19 protein-coding genes are annotated in these 17,974 nt (G+C 43.5%); 2 read left to right on the top strand and 17 right to left on the bottom strand.

The features are described from left to right. Positions 1 to 54 precede the first annotated feature (54 nt). Positions 55 to 339 (top strand): hypothetical protein, encoded by a 285-nt coding sequence (locus AC6I8U_RS09075; RefSeq protein WP_498016616.1) that lies wholly within the window; start codon positions 55 to 57, stop codon positions 337 to 339. 25 nt (positions 340 to 364) lie between these two features. On the opposite strand, the gene AC6I8U_RS09080 is transcribed toward AC6I8U_RS09075, so the two are convergent. From AC6I8U_RS09080 to AC6I8U_RS09145, 14 genes are all read right to left on the bottom strand, one after another. Continuing rightward, complete coding sequence (locus tag AC6I8U_RS09080) at positions 365 to 1,378, bottom strand: tetratricopeptide repeat protein (RefSeq protein ID WP_498016617.1); 1,014 nt, start codon at positions 1,376 to 1,378, stop codon at positions 365 to 367. Positions 1,379 to 1,388: 10 nt separating this feature from the next. Then, on the bottom strand, positions 1,389 to 2,309 hold the full coding sequence (locus AC6I8U_RS09085) for a type II secretion system F family protein (protein WP_498016618.1): 921 nt from the start codon (positions 2,307 to 2,309) through the stop codon (positions 1,389 to 1,391). Between the two features lies 1 nt (position 2,310). After that, entirely contained in the window at positions 2,311 to 3,279 is a 969-nt protein-coding gene (locus AC6I8U_RS09090) for a type II secretion system F family protein (RefSeq protein ID WP_498016619.1), read from the bottom strand. Positions 3,280 to 3,292: 13 nt separating this feature from the next. After that, positions 3,293 to 4,744 (bottom strand): TadA family conjugal transfer-associated ATPase, encoded by a 1,452-nt coding sequence (locus tag AC6I8U_RS09095; RefSeq protein ID WP_498016620.1) that lies wholly within the window; start codon positions 4,742 to 4,744, stop codon positions 3,293 to 3,295. 16 nt (positions 4,745 to 4,760) lie between these two features. Beyond that, positions 4,761 to 5,981 carry a CpaE/TadZ family protein gene (locus AC6I8U_RS09100; protein WP_498016621.1) on the bottom strand — a complete coding sequence of 407 codons (1,221 nt, stop codon included), beginning with the start codon at positions 5,979 to 5,981 and terminating at the stop codon, positions 4,761 to 4,763. 9 nt (positions 5,982 to 5,990) lie between these two features. Then, positions 5,991 to 6,533 carry a TadE/TadG family type IV pilus assembly protein gene (locus tag AC6I8U_RS09105; RefSeq protein ID WP_498016622.1) on the bottom strand — a complete coding sequence of 181 codons (543 nt, stop codon included), beginning with the start codon at positions 6,531 to 6,533 and terminating at the stop codon, positions 5,991 to 5,993. Continuing rightward, on the bottom strand, positions 6,526 to 6,960 hold the full coding sequence (locus AC6I8U_RS09110; protein ID WP_498016623.1) for a TadE family protein: 435 nt from the start codon (positions 6,958 to 6,960) through the stop codon (positions 6,526 to 6,528). The genes AC6I8U_RS09105 and AC6I8U_RS09110 overlap by 8 nt, the downstream gene beginning before the upstream one ends. Continuing rightward, on the bottom strand, positions 6,957 to 8,153 hold the full coding sequence (locus AC6I8U_RS09115; RefSeq protein WP_498016624.1) for a TadE/TadG family type IV pilus assembly protein: 1,197 nt from the start codon (positions 8,151 to 8,153) through the stop codon (positions 6,957 to 6,959). The genes AC6I8U_RS09110 and AC6I8U_RS09115 overlap by 4 nt, the downstream gene beginning before the upstream one ends. Before the next feature lie 27 nt (positions 8,154 to 8,180). Then, positions 8,181 to 8,453 (bottom strand): hypothetical protein, encoded by a 273-nt coding sequence (locus AC6I8U_RS09120; RefSeq protein WP_498016625.1) that lies wholly within the window; start codon positions 8,451 to 8,453, stop codon positions 8,181 to 8,183. Between the two features lie 10 nt (positions 8,454 to 8,463). Continuing rightward, a complete protein-coding gene (locus AC6I8U_RS09125) occupies positions 8,464 to 9,930 on the bottom strand; it encodes a type II and III secretion system protein family protein (protein WP_498016626.1) in 1,467 nt (488 codons plus the stop codon). 9 nt (positions 9,931 to 9,939) lie between these two features. Next, positions 9,940 to 10,695 carry a Flp pilus assembly protein CpaB gene (gene cpaB, locus AC6I8U_RS09130; protein ID WP_498016627.1) on the bottom strand — a complete coding sequence of 252 codons (756 nt, stop codon included), beginning with the start codon at positions 10,693 to 10,695 and terminating at the stop codon, positions 9,940 to 9,942. After that, complete coding sequence (locus tag AC6I8U_RS09135; RefSeq protein WP_498016628.1) at positions 10,688 to 12,037, bottom strand: DUF8689 domain-containing protein; 1,350 nt, start codon at positions 12,035 to 12,037, stop codon at positions 10,688 to 10,690. The genes cpaB and AC6I8U_RS09135 overlap by 8 nt, the downstream gene beginning before the upstream one ends. A 9-nt stretch (positions 12,038 to 12,046) precedes the next feature. Beyond that, the gene (locus AC6I8U_RS09140) at positions 12,047 to 12,559 is read right to left on the bottom strand and encodes an A24 family peptidase (protein WP_498016629.1); all 513 of its coding nucleotides are present in this window, start codon (positions 12,557 to 12,559) and stop codon (positions 12,047 to 12,049) included. Between the two features lie 62 nt (positions 12,560 to 12,621). Then, positions 12,622 to 12,801: a Flp family type IVb pilin gene (locus tag AC6I8U_RS09145; RefSeq protein WP_353496052.1), complete on the bottom strand. Its 180-nt coding sequence runs from the start codon at positions 12,799 to 12,801 to the stop codon at positions 12,622 to 12,624. Between the two features lie 453 nt (positions 12,802 to 13,254). On the opposite strand from AC6I8U_RS09145, the gene AC6I8U_RS09150 reads away from it, so the two are divergent. Further along, positions 13,255 to 14,025, top strand: coding sequence for a helix-turn-helix domain-containing protein (locus AC6I8U_RS09150; protein WP_498016630.1), 771 nt, complete (start codon positions 13,255 to 13,257; stop codon positions 14,023 to 14,025). A gap of 170 nt (positions 14,026 to 14,195) precedes the next feature. Here the strand turns inward: AC6I8U_RS09150 and AC6I8U_RS09155 are convergent, their stop codons facing one another. From AC6I8U_RS09155 to AC6I8U_RS09165, 3 genes are all read right to left on the bottom strand, one after another. Next, on the bottom strand, positions 14,196 to 15,644 hold the full coding sequence (locus tag AC6I8U_RS09155; RefSeq protein WP_498016631.1) for a hypothetical protein: 1,449 nt from the start codon (positions 15,642 to 15,644) through the stop codon (positions 14,196 to 14,198). Positions 15,645 to 15,801: 157 nt separating this feature from the next. Further along, positions 15,802 to 16,410 carry an OmpA family protein gene (locus AC6I8U_RS09160; RefSeq protein ID WP_498016632.1) on the bottom strand — a complete coding sequence of 203 codons (609 nt, stop codon included), beginning with the start codon at positions 16,408 to 16,410 and terminating at the stop codon, positions 15,802 to 15,804. Between the two features lie 8 nt (positions 16,411 to 16,418). After that, the gene (locus AC6I8U_RS09165) at positions 16,419 to 17,972 is read right to left on the bottom strand and encodes a TadE/TadG family type IV pilus assembly protein (RefSeq protein WP_498016633.1); all 1,554 of its coding nucleotides are present in this window, start codon (positions 17,970 to 17,972) and stop codon (positions 16,419 to 16,421) included. Between the last annotated feature and the right edge of the window lie 2 nt (positions 17,973 to 17,974).

The raw sequence follows: 17,974 nt of genomic DNA on the forward strand, positions 1-17,974 counted from the left end.
TTTTGGGGAACCCAGCAAGAGGTAATATACCGCCTCTCTAAACTGTGGGGCAAAGTGGCAGTAACCATGCCAATGAACGAGGTATTAGACGGGCTGGCCTGCAAACTGAAAGAACACAATATCACGGTGTTTACGCATACAATAAATAGCGAAAAAGTGGCCAGAATGTTCCATCGTTCTCATGGAATCGATGAGATCTATACCAATACTTTATATCCGACGCGCCTTAGTATGAACGCTAACTCAATACCGATTCGAACGGTCTGTGGCAAACCTCTTAAAGTAGAAAATCATCCAAAAAAGAAAAGCGGCCACGCATCCATGCGCGTACCACTTTGATTAATCGTTTTCTACTCGAGTAAGACTAGTTGTTGGAAATTATCACTTCTTTATTGCGTACTTCAGAAAGGGCACGGTCGAGGTTATCGTTGGCCAATTTGTAGTATGAAGGTTTAGCATCTATTGCCTGTTGAAAATAAGGAATAGCGCGCTCAGGTTTACCTTTTAGCATCAAGAAATAGCCGACGTTGTTTAGAGCCTCAGGTCTTTCAAGGTGACGGCTAAACATGTTCAATGCACGATTTTCATAACCTTGAGCTAGGTAAATGAGAGCCATGTTGTTTTGGGCTTTTTCACTATCGGGCTCTCTGTTCAGTGCTCGCTGGGTAAACTCAGTGGCTTTGGTGTAATCTCCAGACATGTAGTAGGAGTAACCCATATTCAGAAGGACCTTGTTTTCAAATGGCAAGATAGAGCCCGCTTTATCGTAAAAGGCACGTGCAATGTCGTATTCGTTATCAACATCAGAAAGTACCCCTAACCCCATGTAAGCGTAACCCGGTGATGTTCGGTCTGTGCTAAGCGACTCAATAAGAGTGACACTCACATCCTCTCGTTTAATCGTTTTTGGTGACGTGAATCTCAATTGGTCTGCATTTACTGCTCTTAAAAAGAAACTCTCACTCTCTGGTACACGGCCTGTACTCGCATAAAACATTCCTAACTGCTCCAACGACTTACTGTTGTTTGGGTTAGCATTGATCGACATGTTCAGTGCGCGCTCAGCCAAGTCATTATTACCTCGAGAAAGGTGTATCTTACCAATCGTATACAAAGTCTGATCCTTGTAGGCGAGGTTCTCGAAGGATAGTGAACGAATGTATTCGTACAGCGCAAGGTCAATGTTCCCTGCATTCAGTGCAGCGTCACCCCTCTGGATGGCTTCAACCTCTGATTGAGGTGGAGGATCTTGAGTCAGGGTGTCAATCGGTCTTCCTTGGTACAAAGAAGTGTCATATTTGGGACCCGTATCGGTAGACGAGCAACCAAAAATAACGAACGTTAAAGCTAACATCAAAAGTGAGGTGAGTCGTTTCATCGTATTTTCCTTATTCGAATGCCGACACTATCGTTATAACCGCAGGTCCTATCGCCACAATAAAGAAGCAAGGCCAGATAAATAGCAACATCGGGAACAGCATTTTAGTCGGTATTTTCGCTGCAATTTCCTCTGCAGCCTGGTTTCTTCTGTCCCGATAATCTTCATTATAGTCCCTTAAAGTATCGGATAGGCTGCCACCAATCCTAGAGGCGTGTGATAACATACTCACTAGCCCTTTAAGCTCACTCAAACCGGTTCTAATGACCAACTCATCGAAAGCTCTAGGTAACTCAACACCAGCTTTCACTTTGGCGCAGATCGTTTCGAGCTCATCAGCTAATTCAGGGTGCGAGATATATGTCTCAGTCGCGACTCGTTTCATCGCAGCTAAAAACCCTAGACCGGACTCTGTACATACCACCAGCAAATCTAATGTGTCGGGAATTCCTGCTCTTATTCTTCTTTGTCTCTTCGATGCTATGCGTGCCAATATAAAATTGGGCGCGAATAATCCAATAAATACCAACAGTGCCGCATATAGGATGCTTTGACTACCGTTAGAGCTCAAAACAAACACTGCCACTGCTAAAACTGCACCTATCGTGAATGACAACATTTTCAACGCATAAAAGTTAGCAATTGCATTTTTATTGTGGAAGCCAGCATGCATCAGCTTTAGCCGAACGCTTTGCTGCTCTTTTTCGGAGCTAGGTACATAGGAAGGAGCCAAGGACTCTAGTGTATCAATCACTTTGCTTTTTTCCTGTTTTTGCTCAGGAGAGGCAAGATTATGAACTCTCCTATCTAACGCAGATTTGGCACCAACAAACATGAAGCCGATACCAAACACGAGTATGGTCACCGCCAACATTAGGACGGCCAAAAATACCCATTCACGCGGTATATCTAGAGTTGCAAGCACGTCCATGTTACACCTCGATGTTCACTACTTTCTTAATCCAAATAGCGCCAATCAGTAAACTCACCATTCCAAAAATCACTGATTTTATGCCTCGCGGATCTGTCCACAATGGCTCCACGAACTCTCTATTACCCAAATAAAGAGCCATGAATAGCACAAATGGAGCCAAGACCAATATCCATGCGCCCATACGACTTTCTGCGGACAGTGTTTTGATTTTCCTTGCAAGCTTAAATCGAGCTCGTAAAACCACTGACACCTTCTGTAAGTTCTCCGCTAAGTTACCACCTGTGTCTTTTTGCAATAACACGGCTGATGAAAAAGCCAACATGGAGACGGTGGGAACTCTATCTGCCATTGAAAGAATGGCAATCTTCAGGTCATAACCAAAATTGAGAAGATTAAAAGTGTGTTTAAACTCTTCCCCTGCAGGATTTGGCAGCTCATCTCCTACTTCTCGAAAAGCTTGAGTCAAAGGTTGTCCTGCTTGCAACATTCGGCGCATGATATCTAGCGCTTCAGGAAGTTGTTCCTCGAATTTCTCTAATCGACTGTTTATCTTCCAGTTGATATAAAAAATCACACCAGAAATAATAATAACACTCGCTACTAACCCTAAATACCAAGGGTAATCCGTCAACAACAAAGCAACGGTTATCAACAAACAGAACAATATTGTGCGTGCCAATATGTCCCCTAGCCCCATTTTTACACCTGCTAACTCAAGCATTTTCTTCATGTTTGCGAAATACTTGATTGAAACTAGTCTTCTATCAATAGGTGATAGGGATTTATTGTAGTAATCATTAAGCAGTGTGATACTTTCACTATCAAGCTGGCCTTTTGCTTTATTTAGCCGCTTCGTGAGCTCTATATGTTTTACTTTTTTACCAGCCGCTGGAAGAATGAGAGCCTGTGAGATAATGAATACAGCGGTAAAAATCAATACAAAAAACAGTGTCATACTCATGGTCAATTTCCCCTAACACTCACTTTAAATCATTAAAAAGTTCAAACGGCACATCGATGCCCCGTTTCGTTAGGTGAGAATGGCAATCGGGTACCACTCCAGTCGCTACATACTTCCCCTTTACGTTGCCTTCGCTGTCGATGCCCTCTCGCTCAAACCTAAAGATCTCTGACATGGTAATAATTTCTCCCTCCATGCCATTGATTTCTTGAATTGACACCATTCTTCGCTTGCCATCTTCCTGACGTTCCATTTGAACGACAATGTGAATTGCAGAAGCAATTTGTGACCTCAAGTTTTTAGCCGATATCGTCCAACCTGCCATAGCAAACATGTTTTCAACGCGGCTCAATGCATCGCGAGGTGTATTGGCGTGAATAGTAGCGAGTGAGCCATCATGACCTGTGTTCATCGCAGACAACATATCTACGGCCTCACTCCCCCTCACCTCACCAACAACAATACGGTCGGGTCGCATACGTAGTGAGTTTTTAACTAACTCGCGCTGAGTAATTTCGCCTTTACCTTCTAAGTTAGCCGGTCTGGTTTCCAAGCGAATGACATGGGGTTGTTGAAGCTGAAGTTCTGCTGAGTCTTCAATCGTAATGATGCGTTGATCGGATGGAATGAAGCCAGAAAAAATATTAAGAGTCGTTGTCTTACCAGAGCCTGTACCTCCGGAAATCAATACGTTAAGCTCTCCTTTCACGGCTCCTTCGACAAACTTTGCCATTTCAGGAGATACCGAATCCAGCTCCAACAAATTGTCCATGGTGAGCCTATCAACGGCAAATCGACGTATCGACACTGACGGGCCATCAATAGCAAGAGGTGGGATGATCGCATTGACCCTAGAGCCATCGGTCAAGCGAGCGTCGACCATAGGTGATGCTTCATCAATTCTACGGCCCACAAGGCTTACAATTCGGTCAATAATATTACGTAAATGTCGGTCATCTAAAAACGTGTAAGGTGTTTTCTCAAGTCGACCAAAGCGTTCGACATAAACGTTTTTGGCACCATTGACCAAGATATCCGACACCGAGGTATCTTTTAGCAGTGGTTCTAGGGGACCTAAGCCAAACACTTCATCTTCGATCTGAGATAAGACGCGCTGCCTACCTTCCAGACTCAAGGGATGCTCGTTATCGTCGTCCATCAATTGGCAAACTGCATTATGAAGCTCAGTTCTCGCCGTTTTCTCTTCCAAAGACGCCAATAAACCCAAGTCCAGCGTGTCCATTAATTTTCGATGGAAGTAGTGCTTAACAGCAAGATCTTGTTCCAACTGCTTTCTTGTGTCTTCAATCGCTTTTTGTTTAAGACTAACAACGTCATGGATGTCTTCTGTGTCTGACGTTGTCTCGACCTCGGTGATCGTTTTGGCACTATCCGCCGAAGTAGAGTCCCGACTCCCTTTTACACGGCTTTCGATATCATTGTTTGGACTGCTATTCTTCCTAAAAAACATACTATCCCTCCTTGGATTAGCTGAATAAGCGCGCTAGCCATCCTTTCTGTTTAGTCTCTTCAGGCATCAGATCTGAACAGAGCTTATGGATCGCTTTGCCAATGGCACTTTTTCTGCGGTACTCGACGACCGGTTTGCCAAGGTTGGCGCTTTCATTTGCGTTCTTAAAGTCATTGGGGATAACGTCCACTTTAATATTAGGAACCGTCGTCTCTACATCCTTGATGGAGATAGACTGACCTTTATCAAAACGGTTAATCACAACACTCAAACTATCGGTAACAACACCAAACTCTAGCTTTAGGCTCTTGACGAGATGACTGGTATTTTTAAGTGACATGTAGTTTTGCTGTAGTACCAAAAATATCTTAGTTGCAGGCGTTACTAGTGGTGAAAATATCGGATCAATCCCCCTTGAAAAGTCAATAATCACGTATTTGTAGTACTGTCTCAGCATAGGTATTAATTTTTGAACATCGGTTGACTTCGCTATCGCGATACTACCTTGTCCCCTAGTGAAACCGATGGTGTGCAGCTTACCGCCATACTTAGTCACAAGACTGCTTATCGAGGATTCATCCATATCTTGGAGCGTCTCAATCGCTTCAACCAAACCATATTTGGGAGAGATATCTAAGTACTCATTGAGTAGCCCAAACTGGGTGTCAATATCGATTAGGAGCACTTGATTAGGAAATTTCTCTGCGAGCGCGACAGCGGAGTTTAATGCGAGAGTGGAAGCTCCATTACCACCTTTCGCATTCATAAACAGAAAAAGCTCTCCCATTTTCCTGTTTGCGATTTTGTGCTCTGCTATCTCTCGTAAAAATGGGACGAAGACCTCTATCTCAGCATGACGGGAATAGTAGTCCGCGGCTCCGAGTTTAAGTGCTAACTTGAGATTTCCACTGTCATTGTCATCACCGAAGACCAACAACGAGACCTCGTTTTCACCGAAAGGTAGGTTGTATTTTTGCAGGTCCGCAATCTTCTCTGCCCAGTCTTCGCTCGCTTCTACAATGATGATGTCTGGTTCATGAAAACTGGATAACCCTTCCTCGCTCACAGCGGAAAGTGAAATATACTCAACCACTGTGTTTTTGCTGCGGGCAAGTTCACTACGGATGTGACTTTTAAACTCGTTCGAACTGTGTAAGGTCCAAATATGAAGGTTGGTCTTCAACGAAAATTGAACTCCAACACCAATATTGTTATTGATCGGCACCGCTTCTCCCATGATCGCCTCCTAGCAGTCTTCGGTTGCACCGGATGGGGAACTTTGAGTTGGTCTTACAACACCAAGGCTTTCCGCCGGTATAACCGTCTGGTAATTAGGTACTTTTATGCTTCCTGCATCACCTAAAAACGATAAAAATCGGACAAACTGGAACTTATAGTCATCCGACACGAACGCTTGTACATATCTTACTTGCGAGAGCACATCATCTTTGTCATCGGTTGACATAGAGCTGTAGCCATCAACCGTTACTTCACTGCCATCTCGATCTAAGTAGGCTATTTCCAGATCATCGGCGGTAAAACCATACGGACGGTTTTCGACAATCTCCGCGAGATCCTTAATATCATCACGATCGCCAATGGAGCAGACCGCCGCCAGTCGTGCCGCTTTTCTCGTCATTTCGTTTAGCATTTGCATCGAGTAGACATAGCGACCAAACTCAAATGCAGAGAGAACGAGAAGCATTGAAACCAACACTGTCAAGGTGAATTCTAGAATCGTTAACCCTTTTGAAGACTTTCGGCTACGGTCTCTGCTATACCTATTCATCTCTTTTCTCCATAATCGCTGAAGCTGACATAGTGACGCTCAACGCCTGAGTTAAGAACGGTATAGTCGAGTAGAGCGGTGAATAGGTGTAGCTCGCACTCACAGTGACAACACTACCTGCTTCTACGACCGTCACATCGTCTACAGTTACGCCTTCGAGCAAAGATTCTGTGCCGCCTGACCTAACGCCATATACGACCAAATTTTTAACCTCATCTGAATCTGCAATGCCACCCCCTACGGTTCCGTAGACCTCTGTAACCGCATGACGAGCACCATTGCGAACCATTTTATTGAGTGTTTGATGGTCAATAAAAAAACTGCCCACCTCTAAAAAAAGAGCCATAAAAATGATGATAAGCGGTGTTACTAACACTAACTCTATGACCGCAAGACCATGCTGTTTATCTGATGCTTTGTATCTCATGATTCACCACTCCCTGGATCTTTATAGAGCTGAATCTTAAACAAGCCTTCAGAACCCGGAACCGACCCAAAAGCACCGTTCTCAACTGTACAGTCTTCTATAAACTCTCCAAATACCCCATCCTTTGCACCATTATTATTCGGTGCTTTCTGCAGCAAGAAAAAACAACCAATGGAGGTAATTGGTAGCGTCGTCGCCCCGCCACCAGCCCCGGTACAATCAACCATGGGGATGGGTAAGATGCGTCGACCTTTGTTTCCTGAAGTACAATCGCCACTGACCGAACCGTCACAAGTAGCAACACCATTCAAGTAATCCGAGTATAGGAATGCGTTGTCGTAGACCACATTGCCCGCATCGTCCGTGGTTGCTCCTGTAATTGGCTCCCTGACATATATATCCGGTGGGAAGTCAGCAGCGCTCACACCACCACCCGAGTAATCGCCAAATCGCGTATTTAGCCCCTGACCTACTGGGCCTATGGTATTACCCGGTTTGGTCGTCGCATTCTCAGTAATATCAACACAGCCGTCAAAACCGCCGGCCAACGCATCTCTCACCGTGTTAGCACCAGAACCAAAATCCAATAGCTGGAAATTACCTGGCCCCATGTCAGAAGCGTTTTGATCCGCGACTTTTAGTTCATAAACTTGATGGAAATTAAACCCCAAGAAATCATTAGCACCGCTAGTCGTAGCCGCACATACGGCGATCGGTACGATATTACACGCAAAGTTCAGTGAAGAACTTGGCCCTGCGACTGCACTGGCAGCGCCCTGTTTGGAAGAACCAAAAAACCCGATGAAGAAACTCGTCAGCGGAACATCCGCCACAGATACTCGAACAAAGGTCACCAAGGTTGAATCGTAGCCACCAGAAAAATCTTGAGGGTCATTGGAGTACTCGACGGTAATCGATGAATCAGGAACCGTCACCTCGGTATTCCCAGAGGCAGAAAATAGAGTCGCTATGGCCGCTTTAGCTGCTGCCGTCGCCACTGTAGTGTCAGAACCATCACTGACTTTGACCGCAGCAGCAAGCGCCGCTGCGTCAACACTGTTTTGTAATCGCGTTTTGTTTAAGGTGGCATGATTAAAATCGAAAGCCAAACCGGCGAAAAACATAAAAACAATAAACACCAAGGTAAAAAGGATCAGCGTTAACCCTCTTTGCCGTTTTGTTGATTTCGTCATTTTCCGAGCGCGATTCATACATCACCTCTATCTAGAACTTCTTCTCTGTTGTACTAAGTCTTTTCCAAGAACTTTTTCCGCTTTACCATCATAAGCGGACTGACCAGCATACTCGTCATAAGCCACTTGCATCCTAGCCCCAGTGCCAGTTGGCACAACGCCTAAGTTGTTGGCTGTCGCGTTGTGGTCGTATGTTTGTTCATATTTGAGCTTCGCAACCGACTGCCCCAGTGGCGCATCATTTGCACACCCAAAGAGAACAAATGTCGCTAAAATAATTCCCAATGTTTGTCTGTTCATTGCATGTCCCTTATAACGAGTGTCCAAATGAACCTTCAGATCCACCTTGATTAGATGGAACGGTTGTCGTCGTTTGGCTTTGTTGGTTAGCGTTGCTTGCGTCATCCATCTCAGCGATGTATGAACCCTGCCCGAGTAGATAGAATTCAACATCATTAGGTTTAACAAACGCGTCCGTTGGCAAAAGCAATTTTGAACGGTCCACAGGCGTCGCCAATCTCGGCGTTACAAGGATGACCAGCTCTGTTTCACCCGATATAAACTCCTGGCTATTGAAAAGCTGCCCGAGTACCGGCACATCGCCAACGCCAGGAAGCTTGCTAGAAACATCTCTCACATTTTCACTAAGTAGGCCCGCAATCCCGATAGTTTGCCCGTCAGCCAGCTCCAATGTTGATGCAGCTGTGCGTTTCGTAATAGGTGGGATAATGTAGGTCGCGTTGGTCTCTATTGGATCAAGGGTGAGTGACCCAGAGTTGGCGATTTCACTCACATCGACAGATAAAACTAGATTAATCTTTTGATCAGAAAGAATGGTTGGGACGAACTTGAGGCCAACACCATACTCTTTATACTCGACCGTGATGCCATCTCTGTTGGGAACCGGAATTGGAAACTCACCACCTGCCAAGAACTCAGCCTTAGAGCCACTCAATGCTGTTAAGTTTGGCTCTGCTAGTACCTTGGCCACACCGTTCTCTTTGGCAATATCGAGCGCGAGCGTGAATAACGTGTTTCCATCCAAGAAGGTCGCCAGCAAGCCTGTTTCTTCGATATTCGGTACGTTAAAGATTGGCCCAACGCCACCTCCAATCTCATCAATCACGGCACCACCACTCGTTGCTCCCCAACCGAAGTTGCCATTTTGGTTGAAGAAATGGAAATCTGAATCAAAGCGTCGAACCAGACTGCGCTGCACTTCAGCTACCGTCACTTCGAGCATGACTTGCTGAGCGCCGCCTATCGACATTAGATTGATAACCTTGGTATCGGCTACTGTCTCATCTTTAGATTCTGTCCCCTCGTCAGCAGGTGCACCTGCGGTAAACGTTTCGGCGACTTTAACGGCCATGTTCATAACAGCTTGGTTGCTCACCTGCCCGCTGAGTATCAGCTTGTCTTGAGAACTATGAACTTCAATGGTTTCGTTTGGCAGGAACTCATAGAGTTTTGACTTCACACCATTAAGATCGTGAGTCACCTCAATGTTAATGGACTCAATCAATCTTCCTCTAGAATCCCATGCCATCAGATTTGTTGAACCAAGCTTTTTGCCGATCAGAAACACTTCATTAGAGCGCAGCATGACAATATCAAGTACATCTGGATCTCCAAGAGAGACACGCTTCGCCTTGCCTGCAAGGATGACGTTCTTAGACTTGTGGTGAGGCACACTAACTAATTTTCCAGCTTGAGTTGCTGCTAACGAAACTGTGCTAAAAAGATAAGCGATGAGTATACTGACAATCCATTTCATAGTATTACCTTAGTCCCTTACTCTTATATTTGAGGATTGAGTTCCTTTAATGATCGTTACACTTGGTTGTGGAACGTAAGTTCTTTTCGCAACTGGCTTGTCTTTTTGGTGAGGATTTCGCAGCGCCAGTTGTATTTCGCCATTGCTTTTTGCGGTTAGAAGCTTTTCAGCTTCTTTTGGTGTCACTTCCAGCGTCACCGCTCTTACAATGACAGGCTTGTTATCATTAGTTCTGGCTGTCTGGTCTACTGCTAGCACTTTAATGTTTTTCAACACGGTATCTGTCTTAGACCGAGTTTGATTGAACTTAACCGTGTTTAGAACGTCTACTTTATTCCCCGGAAGCAAAAAGCCTGCAACACCGATGACATCATTGACTCGTATCGTCACAGCTCGTTTATCGTCCTCAATCACAGCCGCAAGAGTAGAGCCCTCACCCGGAACAGAGAGTCGGTAAGAATGAACGATTTCACCCGGAAACAACGATGTGCTGGCAACTTTTCCGACAACATCATCGACAGTAGAGAAGTGATCTTCGTCGTCGACCCAATCAGTTTCTAACAACTTAACCGACAGATGTTTGCTCTCTATTATCGTACCTGCGATGATTTCTTGTTCAACAAAGACCACCGGCTCTCTTTCAACCGTTTCTGTCACAACCTGCGGCTGATTCTGTTCTTCCATCCATTGCTTGGCGATATAAACGGCAGCCAAGCCTAATACAGCAGAGATCAACATCAACAAAAAGACTTGCGATTTACTCATTATTTCCTCCCATTCCATCGGAAGTGCAATATAATCGCCATGCTGACTCCAATATAGATGGCGTAATTACGTTAGACTCTTGATTAAATTTAATAATGTCACTACATATCCCAATAATGTCTTTTGGGATACAAGGGTAAAATGGTATTCTATCTGTACTATGCAGTCGTAATACCATTTCCCTAAACTCTGAATTTATAATTAGCCCTCTCTTTTCTGATACTTCTTCTATCAGAGTCATGTAATCTTCTTGACTCAAAGGGTAGAACTCTATTTTGTACCCTAAACGACGTAAAAAAGCAGGGTCACCTATATCAAGTGGATTTAAATTTGTTGAGAAAGCTAAATTAAGCGTAAACGGGATAGCCGCCTGTTGTCCATTAGGCAATTGAAGATAATCGACACAATATTCCATCGGCACAATCCAGCGATTGAGCAATGCTCCAACTGATATTTTTTGTCTACCTAAGTCATCAATAATAAGCAGTCCATTGTTAGCCAGCATTTGAAGTGGTGCTAACCAAACACGGTTGTGTTGAGAGTGATTAACCTCCAACATCTCCATGGTAAGTTCACCACCCACTTGAATATTTGGCCGCTCACACAGTGCCCATCGTTTGTCGTACTGCTCATTAAAGTGAATACGATTGGCCGTTGAGTTGTTGTCCAACATTTTATGGTGTGCATCTGAAAAGACTCTAATAATGCTACCGGATGTGTAAACCGAAAATGGAATATAGACAGACGATTCAAATGAGTTAATAAGTTGTGCTGCTACAAAGCTTTTACCGGTACCAGAGTTTCCATACAACAACAGCGCTCGGCCAGAATTAAGTGCTGGACCGAGGATGTCTATCATTTTTTCCGCGCCATAAACGCCTCTAAGAGCCCCCGCAATTTGCTCATAACCAATACTGTTTACTCTGACGTCTTGTAAAGCCACAACTCTACTGTAGTCATCCAACGATACTGGAGCTGGGCCAACGTAAGCGTCTTTCATAAATGCTAAATCGGCCTCTTGCTCGCCAGAGGCTGACAACCCATAGCGCACCTGATTGTTACCATGGTCAGTTGAGCCACTCAGTCCAATAGGTTGGAACACTTCCAGCAGCGAACGCTTTCTAAGATGATTGAGAAGCTCGTCAACAATATGGGTGCTCACTCCCATTGCGTCTGCCAGTTCAAGGACCGTCGCTTTGGTCAGGTGCGCAATGTGCTTTAATACCAAGTTTTCCAACACAACCACAGGTATATCAAGCTCCTTCAAAACAGAAGGCATTGGTGGAGGATCAATCTGAGGTGAAAGCAAAGGTTTGTTTGCTAACGACGTAATGGCATTCATAAAGTGTCCTTAAACCCACATCGGGTATAGCGCAAATCCAGTAATGATCGCAGGAGCGAATGGAAGGCGGATCTTGTCAGAAATTCTGGTCGCTAAATGACGCCTCAAAACGATCTGCTCCCGAAGGTACGCAACAGCTTGGTCCTTCAAGGTTAGATGAGAGCGAGAGATATAACTAAAAAGATAAAAAAGACCGTATACTGCACCACACAGCACAGTCACCATTAAAAATGTTGTCAAGTGTTCAAGCCCTGTCCCAAGTGCTAACACGGCCATCAATTTAACGTCGCCGCCCGCCATTACTCGCATACTAAACAAAGCAAAACCCAACGATAACATCACGAAAAAAGCGATAAGGTTGGATGCTGGAACATTTGTTATTCCTTGATATCTAAAGGCAAGAGCCGCTACCATTGAAATAAGAGACAGAATTACCCAATTATTTGGGATTCGATTATCTCTAATATCAAACACCGCTACCGTTAGAAGTGGAAGCCACAACGCATACTCGATAAAATCCATTTTACCCCCCCAAGCCTTATGACCATGACCTAAATGTGAGGTCATGGTCACTGGCTTCAGACTTATAACGCCTCGACTTTGTCAATTTGTGAATCAAGCTCTGTTTTCAAATCTCCCCAAATACCGCCGCCTGCGATAACGAAGACCGTAATAATCAGTGCTGCACCAATGACATACTCTAAAATAGTTAAACCTTCTTCATCCTTGATGAAATCTTTACATAGTTTAGTTAGCGTCGACATAACAATCTCCTTTTGGTCTCTGTTTGCTTAACGCTCTTTCAAGTTAGGGGAATATATGTCGATTAGTTAGGACTTTCTTATTCAATTTGTGTAACTATTTTGATATCAACTACGCTAAAGTAATCCTATTTTATTAAACTTAAGTTAATCCACGAGTAAACTTCTGTATTAGAAAAAGCACAAACTAGTCGATCTAGACTTAAACATAAAAGCAATTGGTTGACTAAAAACCATAACTTTCATGATGTCCTACTGCTAGAATTCTAAATCAAGAGGTCTTCAAAAACGCCCCAACCAGAAATAAATCATAGCGTTAACTGCGTTGAGTGTATTAACAATGAGATTATTTTAAGTTTAGATGTCACTTTTATGATGTTTTTTGGTAAAAAAAACCTGCTCTACTAGACTAATAATATAGTTTAAGCGTGTTGTCGCAGATTTGAGAGAGAAGAAATGGCGTATTGGATGGGAAAGCCGACTATTTTGCTTCCAAAGGTTGTACGAGACTATTTGAGTGACAAGATCAGCTTGATTGAAGTTGAGGATGATGTTTCTGTTATCACCCAGCCCTCTCAACGGTTTTGCTTCTACTTTTCAGAAGGTTATGAAAACGACACTACACTACTAACCCTGCTGAAGATCTGCCACAACCTCTCTAAAACCTTGGTGCTGTTTCACGACTCGAGTGTTCCTGAGGCTTATTTAAAGAGTGGACTCGTCAAAGCTCATGTTGATATCACCTCCCCTCAAGCACTTAAAAAAACCGCACTCGCAGTTGAACACGTTACGTCTTTGCTGGGAAACAACGGAGACGCTCAACCTACCGTATCGCGCGTAAGTGAAACACACATAACAACGGAGCTTAATCAGCAACAAACAAACCCAGAGCCCAATACCATTGATGCAGCGTTGCACTACATAGAGAAGCACTATAAAGAAAACCTGAGAGAGGTTGATGTGGCTGCACACTGTCATCTATCTACCCAGCACTTCTCCCGCATCTTCCATAAAAGAGTCGGTCGAAGCTTCAGAGATCATGTAAGCCAGTTGAGACTCGAACATGCCAAACGTTTATTGCTCGCAAATGAAGTCAAACAAATCTCTGCCATCGCTTATCAAAGCGGTTTTAAAGATGTCTCTTACTTCTCGAGATTTTTTAAGAAGAAAACAGGCATGAGCCCCGGAACTTTTCGAAATTTTAAAGGGATACTTAAGATTAACTGAGCGATGCAGAACAAATCTTCACGATCCAAAGAAGGCTTATAGAGGAAACCATCAACTAAAAGGCCCGACTCCGATAAAGTATCGAAATCAGGCCTGTAAAGTCACAAAACCGTTGTGGCCATTCTTTTGTTCTCTTCTCTAGCAGGGATAGCAAGCTCGAGAAAAAACCTCTAGTTCATGCTCACCATACAAATAAAGCGGTTAGTGTCGAAGGTCTTATCAAACACATCTTTCTTCTGTGACGAGTAAACTCTACCCTGATCTGTCCAGTAGTCACCCGGTTTTAGATCCGCATAAAGTTCCAAGTACTTGTAAGCCGCAGGTGTCGGCAACTTAGAGGATAACTTCTGCTCGCAGTACTGGGTCGCATCATCACGACTCAAGAATACTTCTGCAGATTTGTTGTTACCGCGATAGACTGGATACAGGTAGGTAAACACCTCATCTTTATAAACAACAGTGTTTGAAAACGTACCTGTCTCTAAGCTATTTCCTTTTTTAGGTGCGTTCAAAACCGTTTTCGTGATTTGCGCAGCTTTATTGGTTTTCTCACTTTTTGCAACCACAACTGAAGACTGTTGTTTCTTAGGTTGTGACTTTTGAGCTTTCTTAGTAAACGGGAAGAAGTAATCTCCATCATTCTTAAGGTTTAAACGTAAAGATTGGGTTGTACCTTTATTGACGGCACGCACGTTATAAACACCTACATAATTACCAGATAGTTCGATAGCATCACCACTTCCTACTTTCTCATCATTTATAAAATACTCTGTTTCACTGGAGTTAGAACGGAATACAAAACGGATTTTATCTAGGTTAAGTGCTTTACGAATTTCACCATCCAAGTTTGAATTAAAGGCGTTTTTGTACTCAGCAGATACTGTATAAGTCAGCTCACCATTCAGCTTTTGCGTCGCATCTAAAACTTTGTAGGAAGTCAGCTGGATTCTTTCTTTACCACCTTTCTCTAGAGCAAATGCATTCTTCATATATGGTAGGTTTCTATTCACACATGCAGAGAGACTTTCTGTAACCTTACACTCTAACTTGCCTGAGTAATCTTCACGATGAATGACGTTAGACTCTTTTGCGTGACGATCTTTAATATTTCTATAAAGAGCAAGTAACTGCTCATTTTTATCGCGTTCGATCTGAGTAACGCTAGACTGGCTAGAAGCAATAGTCTTGTTAAGCTCGACAAGCTTAGCCTCAGCTTCCGCAAGCTCTTGATTTAGCTTATGGATTGACGATGAGACACCACGAAGAGCGACTGCGATACCTTCATCGTACTCACCCAATACCAGCTTCTCTTGGAAAACCTTTGAGTCGGCTTTAACGATATCGATGCTGTTAAGCAGCTTGATTTTGTTTGCTTCTATATTTGAGGAGGTTTGATTATAAAGTGTAACGGTGTCATCTAAGCCGACTTCGCGATATCTGGAGGAATACTCGCTATTAATCGTTTCTAGTTGTGCCTGTTCACTACTATTAACCAGATCAGAAGCCCAAGCGCTCGACATAACGGTCACGCTTGCAAGCGTTATCCATGTTTTCGCTTTCAAGTGTGGTAATACTTTTTCTAGATTCACAACAACCTCATAATCCTTCTTAAATGCCAACGCATTTCCATGTGCGGCTTTTTCTTATCGCGAAGGTTTCATTCTGAAATAAGTGTCCATTCTATCAAAGCCCCAGTGCAGTGTCGCTACAATGGAGCATATTTGTGTGATCTTATTCATCAATTAAGAGGGAGTTCAAGTAATGTAGCCCTACGCCCTAGTTACCTGTAACAACCATAATTTCAGCGCGGCGATTAATTGCTCGATTCTTGCTCGAGTTATTTGGCTCAAGAGGTTGCGTTTCACCTAATGTACGAACCGTAATATTTTGCTTATCGACACCTTGATAACGTAATATATCATATACTGACAGAGCACGCTGCAACCCTAACGCTTGGTTGTACTCATTTATTCCTAAATTGTCGGTATGCCCTTCAATCACTATTTGATGATCCGGATCTATAGATTGAGCAAGTTTGTGGAGCGAGTCACGCGCCATTGGCGACAGCGTCGCTTGGTCAAAGCCAAAGTTGACCCTTGCTACTTTTACCTCATTGACTATCCTTGTATTAACGTAACTATCACAGCCTGAGTTGTTGGCCAACAATTCAGATGCAGTCAAAGTCAAGCTCTTCGCATATGGCGGTTGAGTAACTCGCTCTAATTGCAACGCACCCCGACGATATTGCGCCAATCCTACGACCTTGCCTGTAGAAACACTATGATTCATTTCAAACCCTGCATTACTACAGTAGATATTGCCTGGTGTGCTTGCCATTAGTGAAGTACTGACAAGAAACAGAAAAGTAGATAGATATTTGTTCATTTTTACACCTAGTACAACTTAGTGAAGCCATTGGATTTGGAACCGTTTTTGATTAGCTCTTCGATTTTTGCAATAAGATCATTAAGGTTACCTACTTTAATGATGTCTTGTTCAGGATTGTTAACACATTGCCGGAAAGCATCAATTAGGTCTGCATCAAAATCTATTCCAATAAAGCCTATGTACAGCCCCGGTATTAGCGTCCTCGCATGATTGCACATATCATTCGCAACGAGCTTTTCAAGTATTTTGGGATGTGGAGACTCCTGACCATCACTGAAAATCAATAGCATCTTTACTTTAGAAAGGTAAGCATCCTGCTCATCTTTGTCGGGTGAATTAGGGTTTCCTTTAGCTAATAGCTGTGCTCCCGTAAGTATTCCTTGGAAAGCTGCCGTCGCGCCATCAGCTTTCATTTGGTTTATACGATTTATAGACGTTAATGAATTAGTAAGTGGGATATTATAGAATTGAGTATTGCTATCATACCCATAGCCTGCATATAGATTTACATCATTCACACGGTACATTGTCGAATATTGCGGAAATTTGTCACTTAACATATCTGCGACAGTTTCTGTATAGTCAATATAAGCATTTACATCTGGGTAGTTTGAGCCTGAATACTGATATCCCCACCACCTCCAGCGTCTTGAAATGTTAAGAGCATCCTTTATTGTTGCAGCCTCAAGCTGCCTTGATAGTGAAGAGCCAACACACTGTTCTTTGTTTGAAGCGCACAAATAGACTTCTCGAAAGCTTCTAGTTCGCCACCAATCCCAGTCTACTGATTCATAATTACCCTTATATCGAAGTTGACTTACTGAATATGCATAACTTCCATCAACCTCTCTTGTCCTTGTATTGAACGGTGCGAGCGCGATACGGTTGTCTAACTTATCCGCCATATCAGCTTGAGTAGAATCCAAACAGACCTTAGTTTCCTTACCGTCCACTACCTCGTCACCAATTTTTTCACACAATATCTTTGCAGATACTTCACTAATAGCAAGCTGTAAATCTTTTATCTTCGTGTTCTGACTACCTTTCCAACTTGAGCGCATTGAGCCTGAAAAATCCGCAACAAACACAATATCAATATTATTATCACCCAAGTACGCAGAGTACTTTTTGGCCACTGCCCTGCCGCCTAAGTTCACTTGCTCACCGAAAGAAGGAATAAATGTGCTGGAAAACCATGACTTATGCGATGTTACGGTATCAACCGAATATTGAACAAACTCATCTTGCCCAGCATCCCTATCTTGCTCTTGGAAAGTTCTTCTATAATCGACAGACATAGAATCGATATCGCGCACATAGCTTTGCAAGTAATCTTTTGCCAACTGTTCAGCAGAAGCAGGGTTATCTTGAATGGTCATAGCCATAGCCGCTGCTTCATTCGCATCACCTAGGCGATTGTACTCCTGAACATAGCGGGTACCTTCAACAGCCCAAAACGTAAATCCCATGATAGGAACTAGAGTAAAACCGAGCCAAATACCTGCTACGCCCTTTTGCCGTTTGATAGAAGCTGTAGCTAACTGCTTACGTCTAGACATAC

The sequence above is a fragment of the Vibrio sp. KUL80 genome (assembly GCF_059725495.1).

Excerpts from the sequence above, each read along its gene's own strand:
- AC6I8U_RS09145 (WP_353496052.1), bottom strand. The coding sequence starts at position 12,801 with ATGTCGACGCTAACTAAACTATGTAAAGATTTCATCAAGGATGAAGAA.
- AC6I8U_RS09085 (WP_498016618.1), bottom strand. The coding sequence starts at position 2,309 with ATGGACGTGCTTGCAACTCTAGATATACCGCGTGAATGGGTATTTTTG.
- AC6I8U_RS09165 (WP_498016633.1), bottom strand. The coding sequence starts at position 17,972 with ATGTCTAGACGTAAGCAGTTAGCTACAGCTTCTATCAAACGGCAAAAG.
- AC6I8U_RS09135 (WP_498016628.1), bottom strand. The coding sequence starts at position 12,037 with ATGAATGCCATTACGTCGTTAGCAAACAAACCTTTGCTTTCACCTCAG.
- AC6I8U_RS09080 (WP_498016617.1), bottom strand. The coding sequence starts at position 1,378 with ATGAAACGACTCACCTCACTTTTGATGTTAGCTTTAACGTTCGTTATT.
- AC6I8U_RS09095 (WP_498016620.1), bottom strand. The coding sequence starts at position 4,744 with ATGTTTTTTAGGAAGAATAGCAGTCCAAACAATGATATCGAAAGCCGT.
- AC6I8U_RS09150 (WP_498016630.1), top strand. The coding sequence starts at position 13,255 with ATGGCGTATTGGATGGGAAAGCCGACTATTTTGCTTCCAAAGGTTGTA.
- AC6I8U_RS09120 (WP_498016625.1), bottom strand. The coding sequence starts at position 8,453 with ATGAACAGACAAACATTGGGAATTATTTTAGCGACATTTGTTCTCTTT.
- AC6I8U_RS09160 (WP_498016632.1), bottom strand. The coding sequence starts at position 16,410 with ATGAACAAATATCTATCTACTTTTCTGTTTCTTGTCAGTACTTCACTA.
- AC6I8U_RS09140 (WP_498016629.1), bottom strand. The coding sequence starts at position 12,559 with ATGGATTTTATCGAGTATGCGTTGTGGCTTCCACTTCTAACGGTAGCG.
- AC6I8U_RS09110 (WP_498016623.1), bottom strand. The coding sequence starts at position 6,960 with ATGAGATACAAAGCATCAGATAAACAGCATGGTCTTGCGGTCATAGAG.
- AC6I8U_RS09125 (WP_498016626.1), bottom strand. The coding sequence starts at position 9,930 with ATGAAATGGATTGTCAGTATACTCATCGCTTATCTTTTTAGCACAGTT.
- AC6I8U_RS09105 (WP_498016622.1), bottom strand. The coding sequence starts at position 6,533 with ATGAATAGGTATAGCAGAGACCGTAGCCGAAAGTCTTCAAAAGGGTTA.
- cpaB (WP_498016627.1), bottom strand. The coding sequence starts at position 10,695 with ATGAGTAAATCGCAAGTCTTTTTGTTGATGTTGATCTCTGCTGTATTA.
- AC6I8U_RS09115 (WP_498016624.1), bottom strand. The coding sequence starts at position 8,153 with ATGACGAAATCAACAAAACGGCAAAGAGGGTTAACGCTGATCCTTTTT.
- AC6I8U_RS09100 (WP_498016621.1), bottom strand. The coding sequence starts at position 5,981 with ATGGGAGAAGCGGTGCCGATCAATAACAATATTGGTGTTGGAGTTCAA.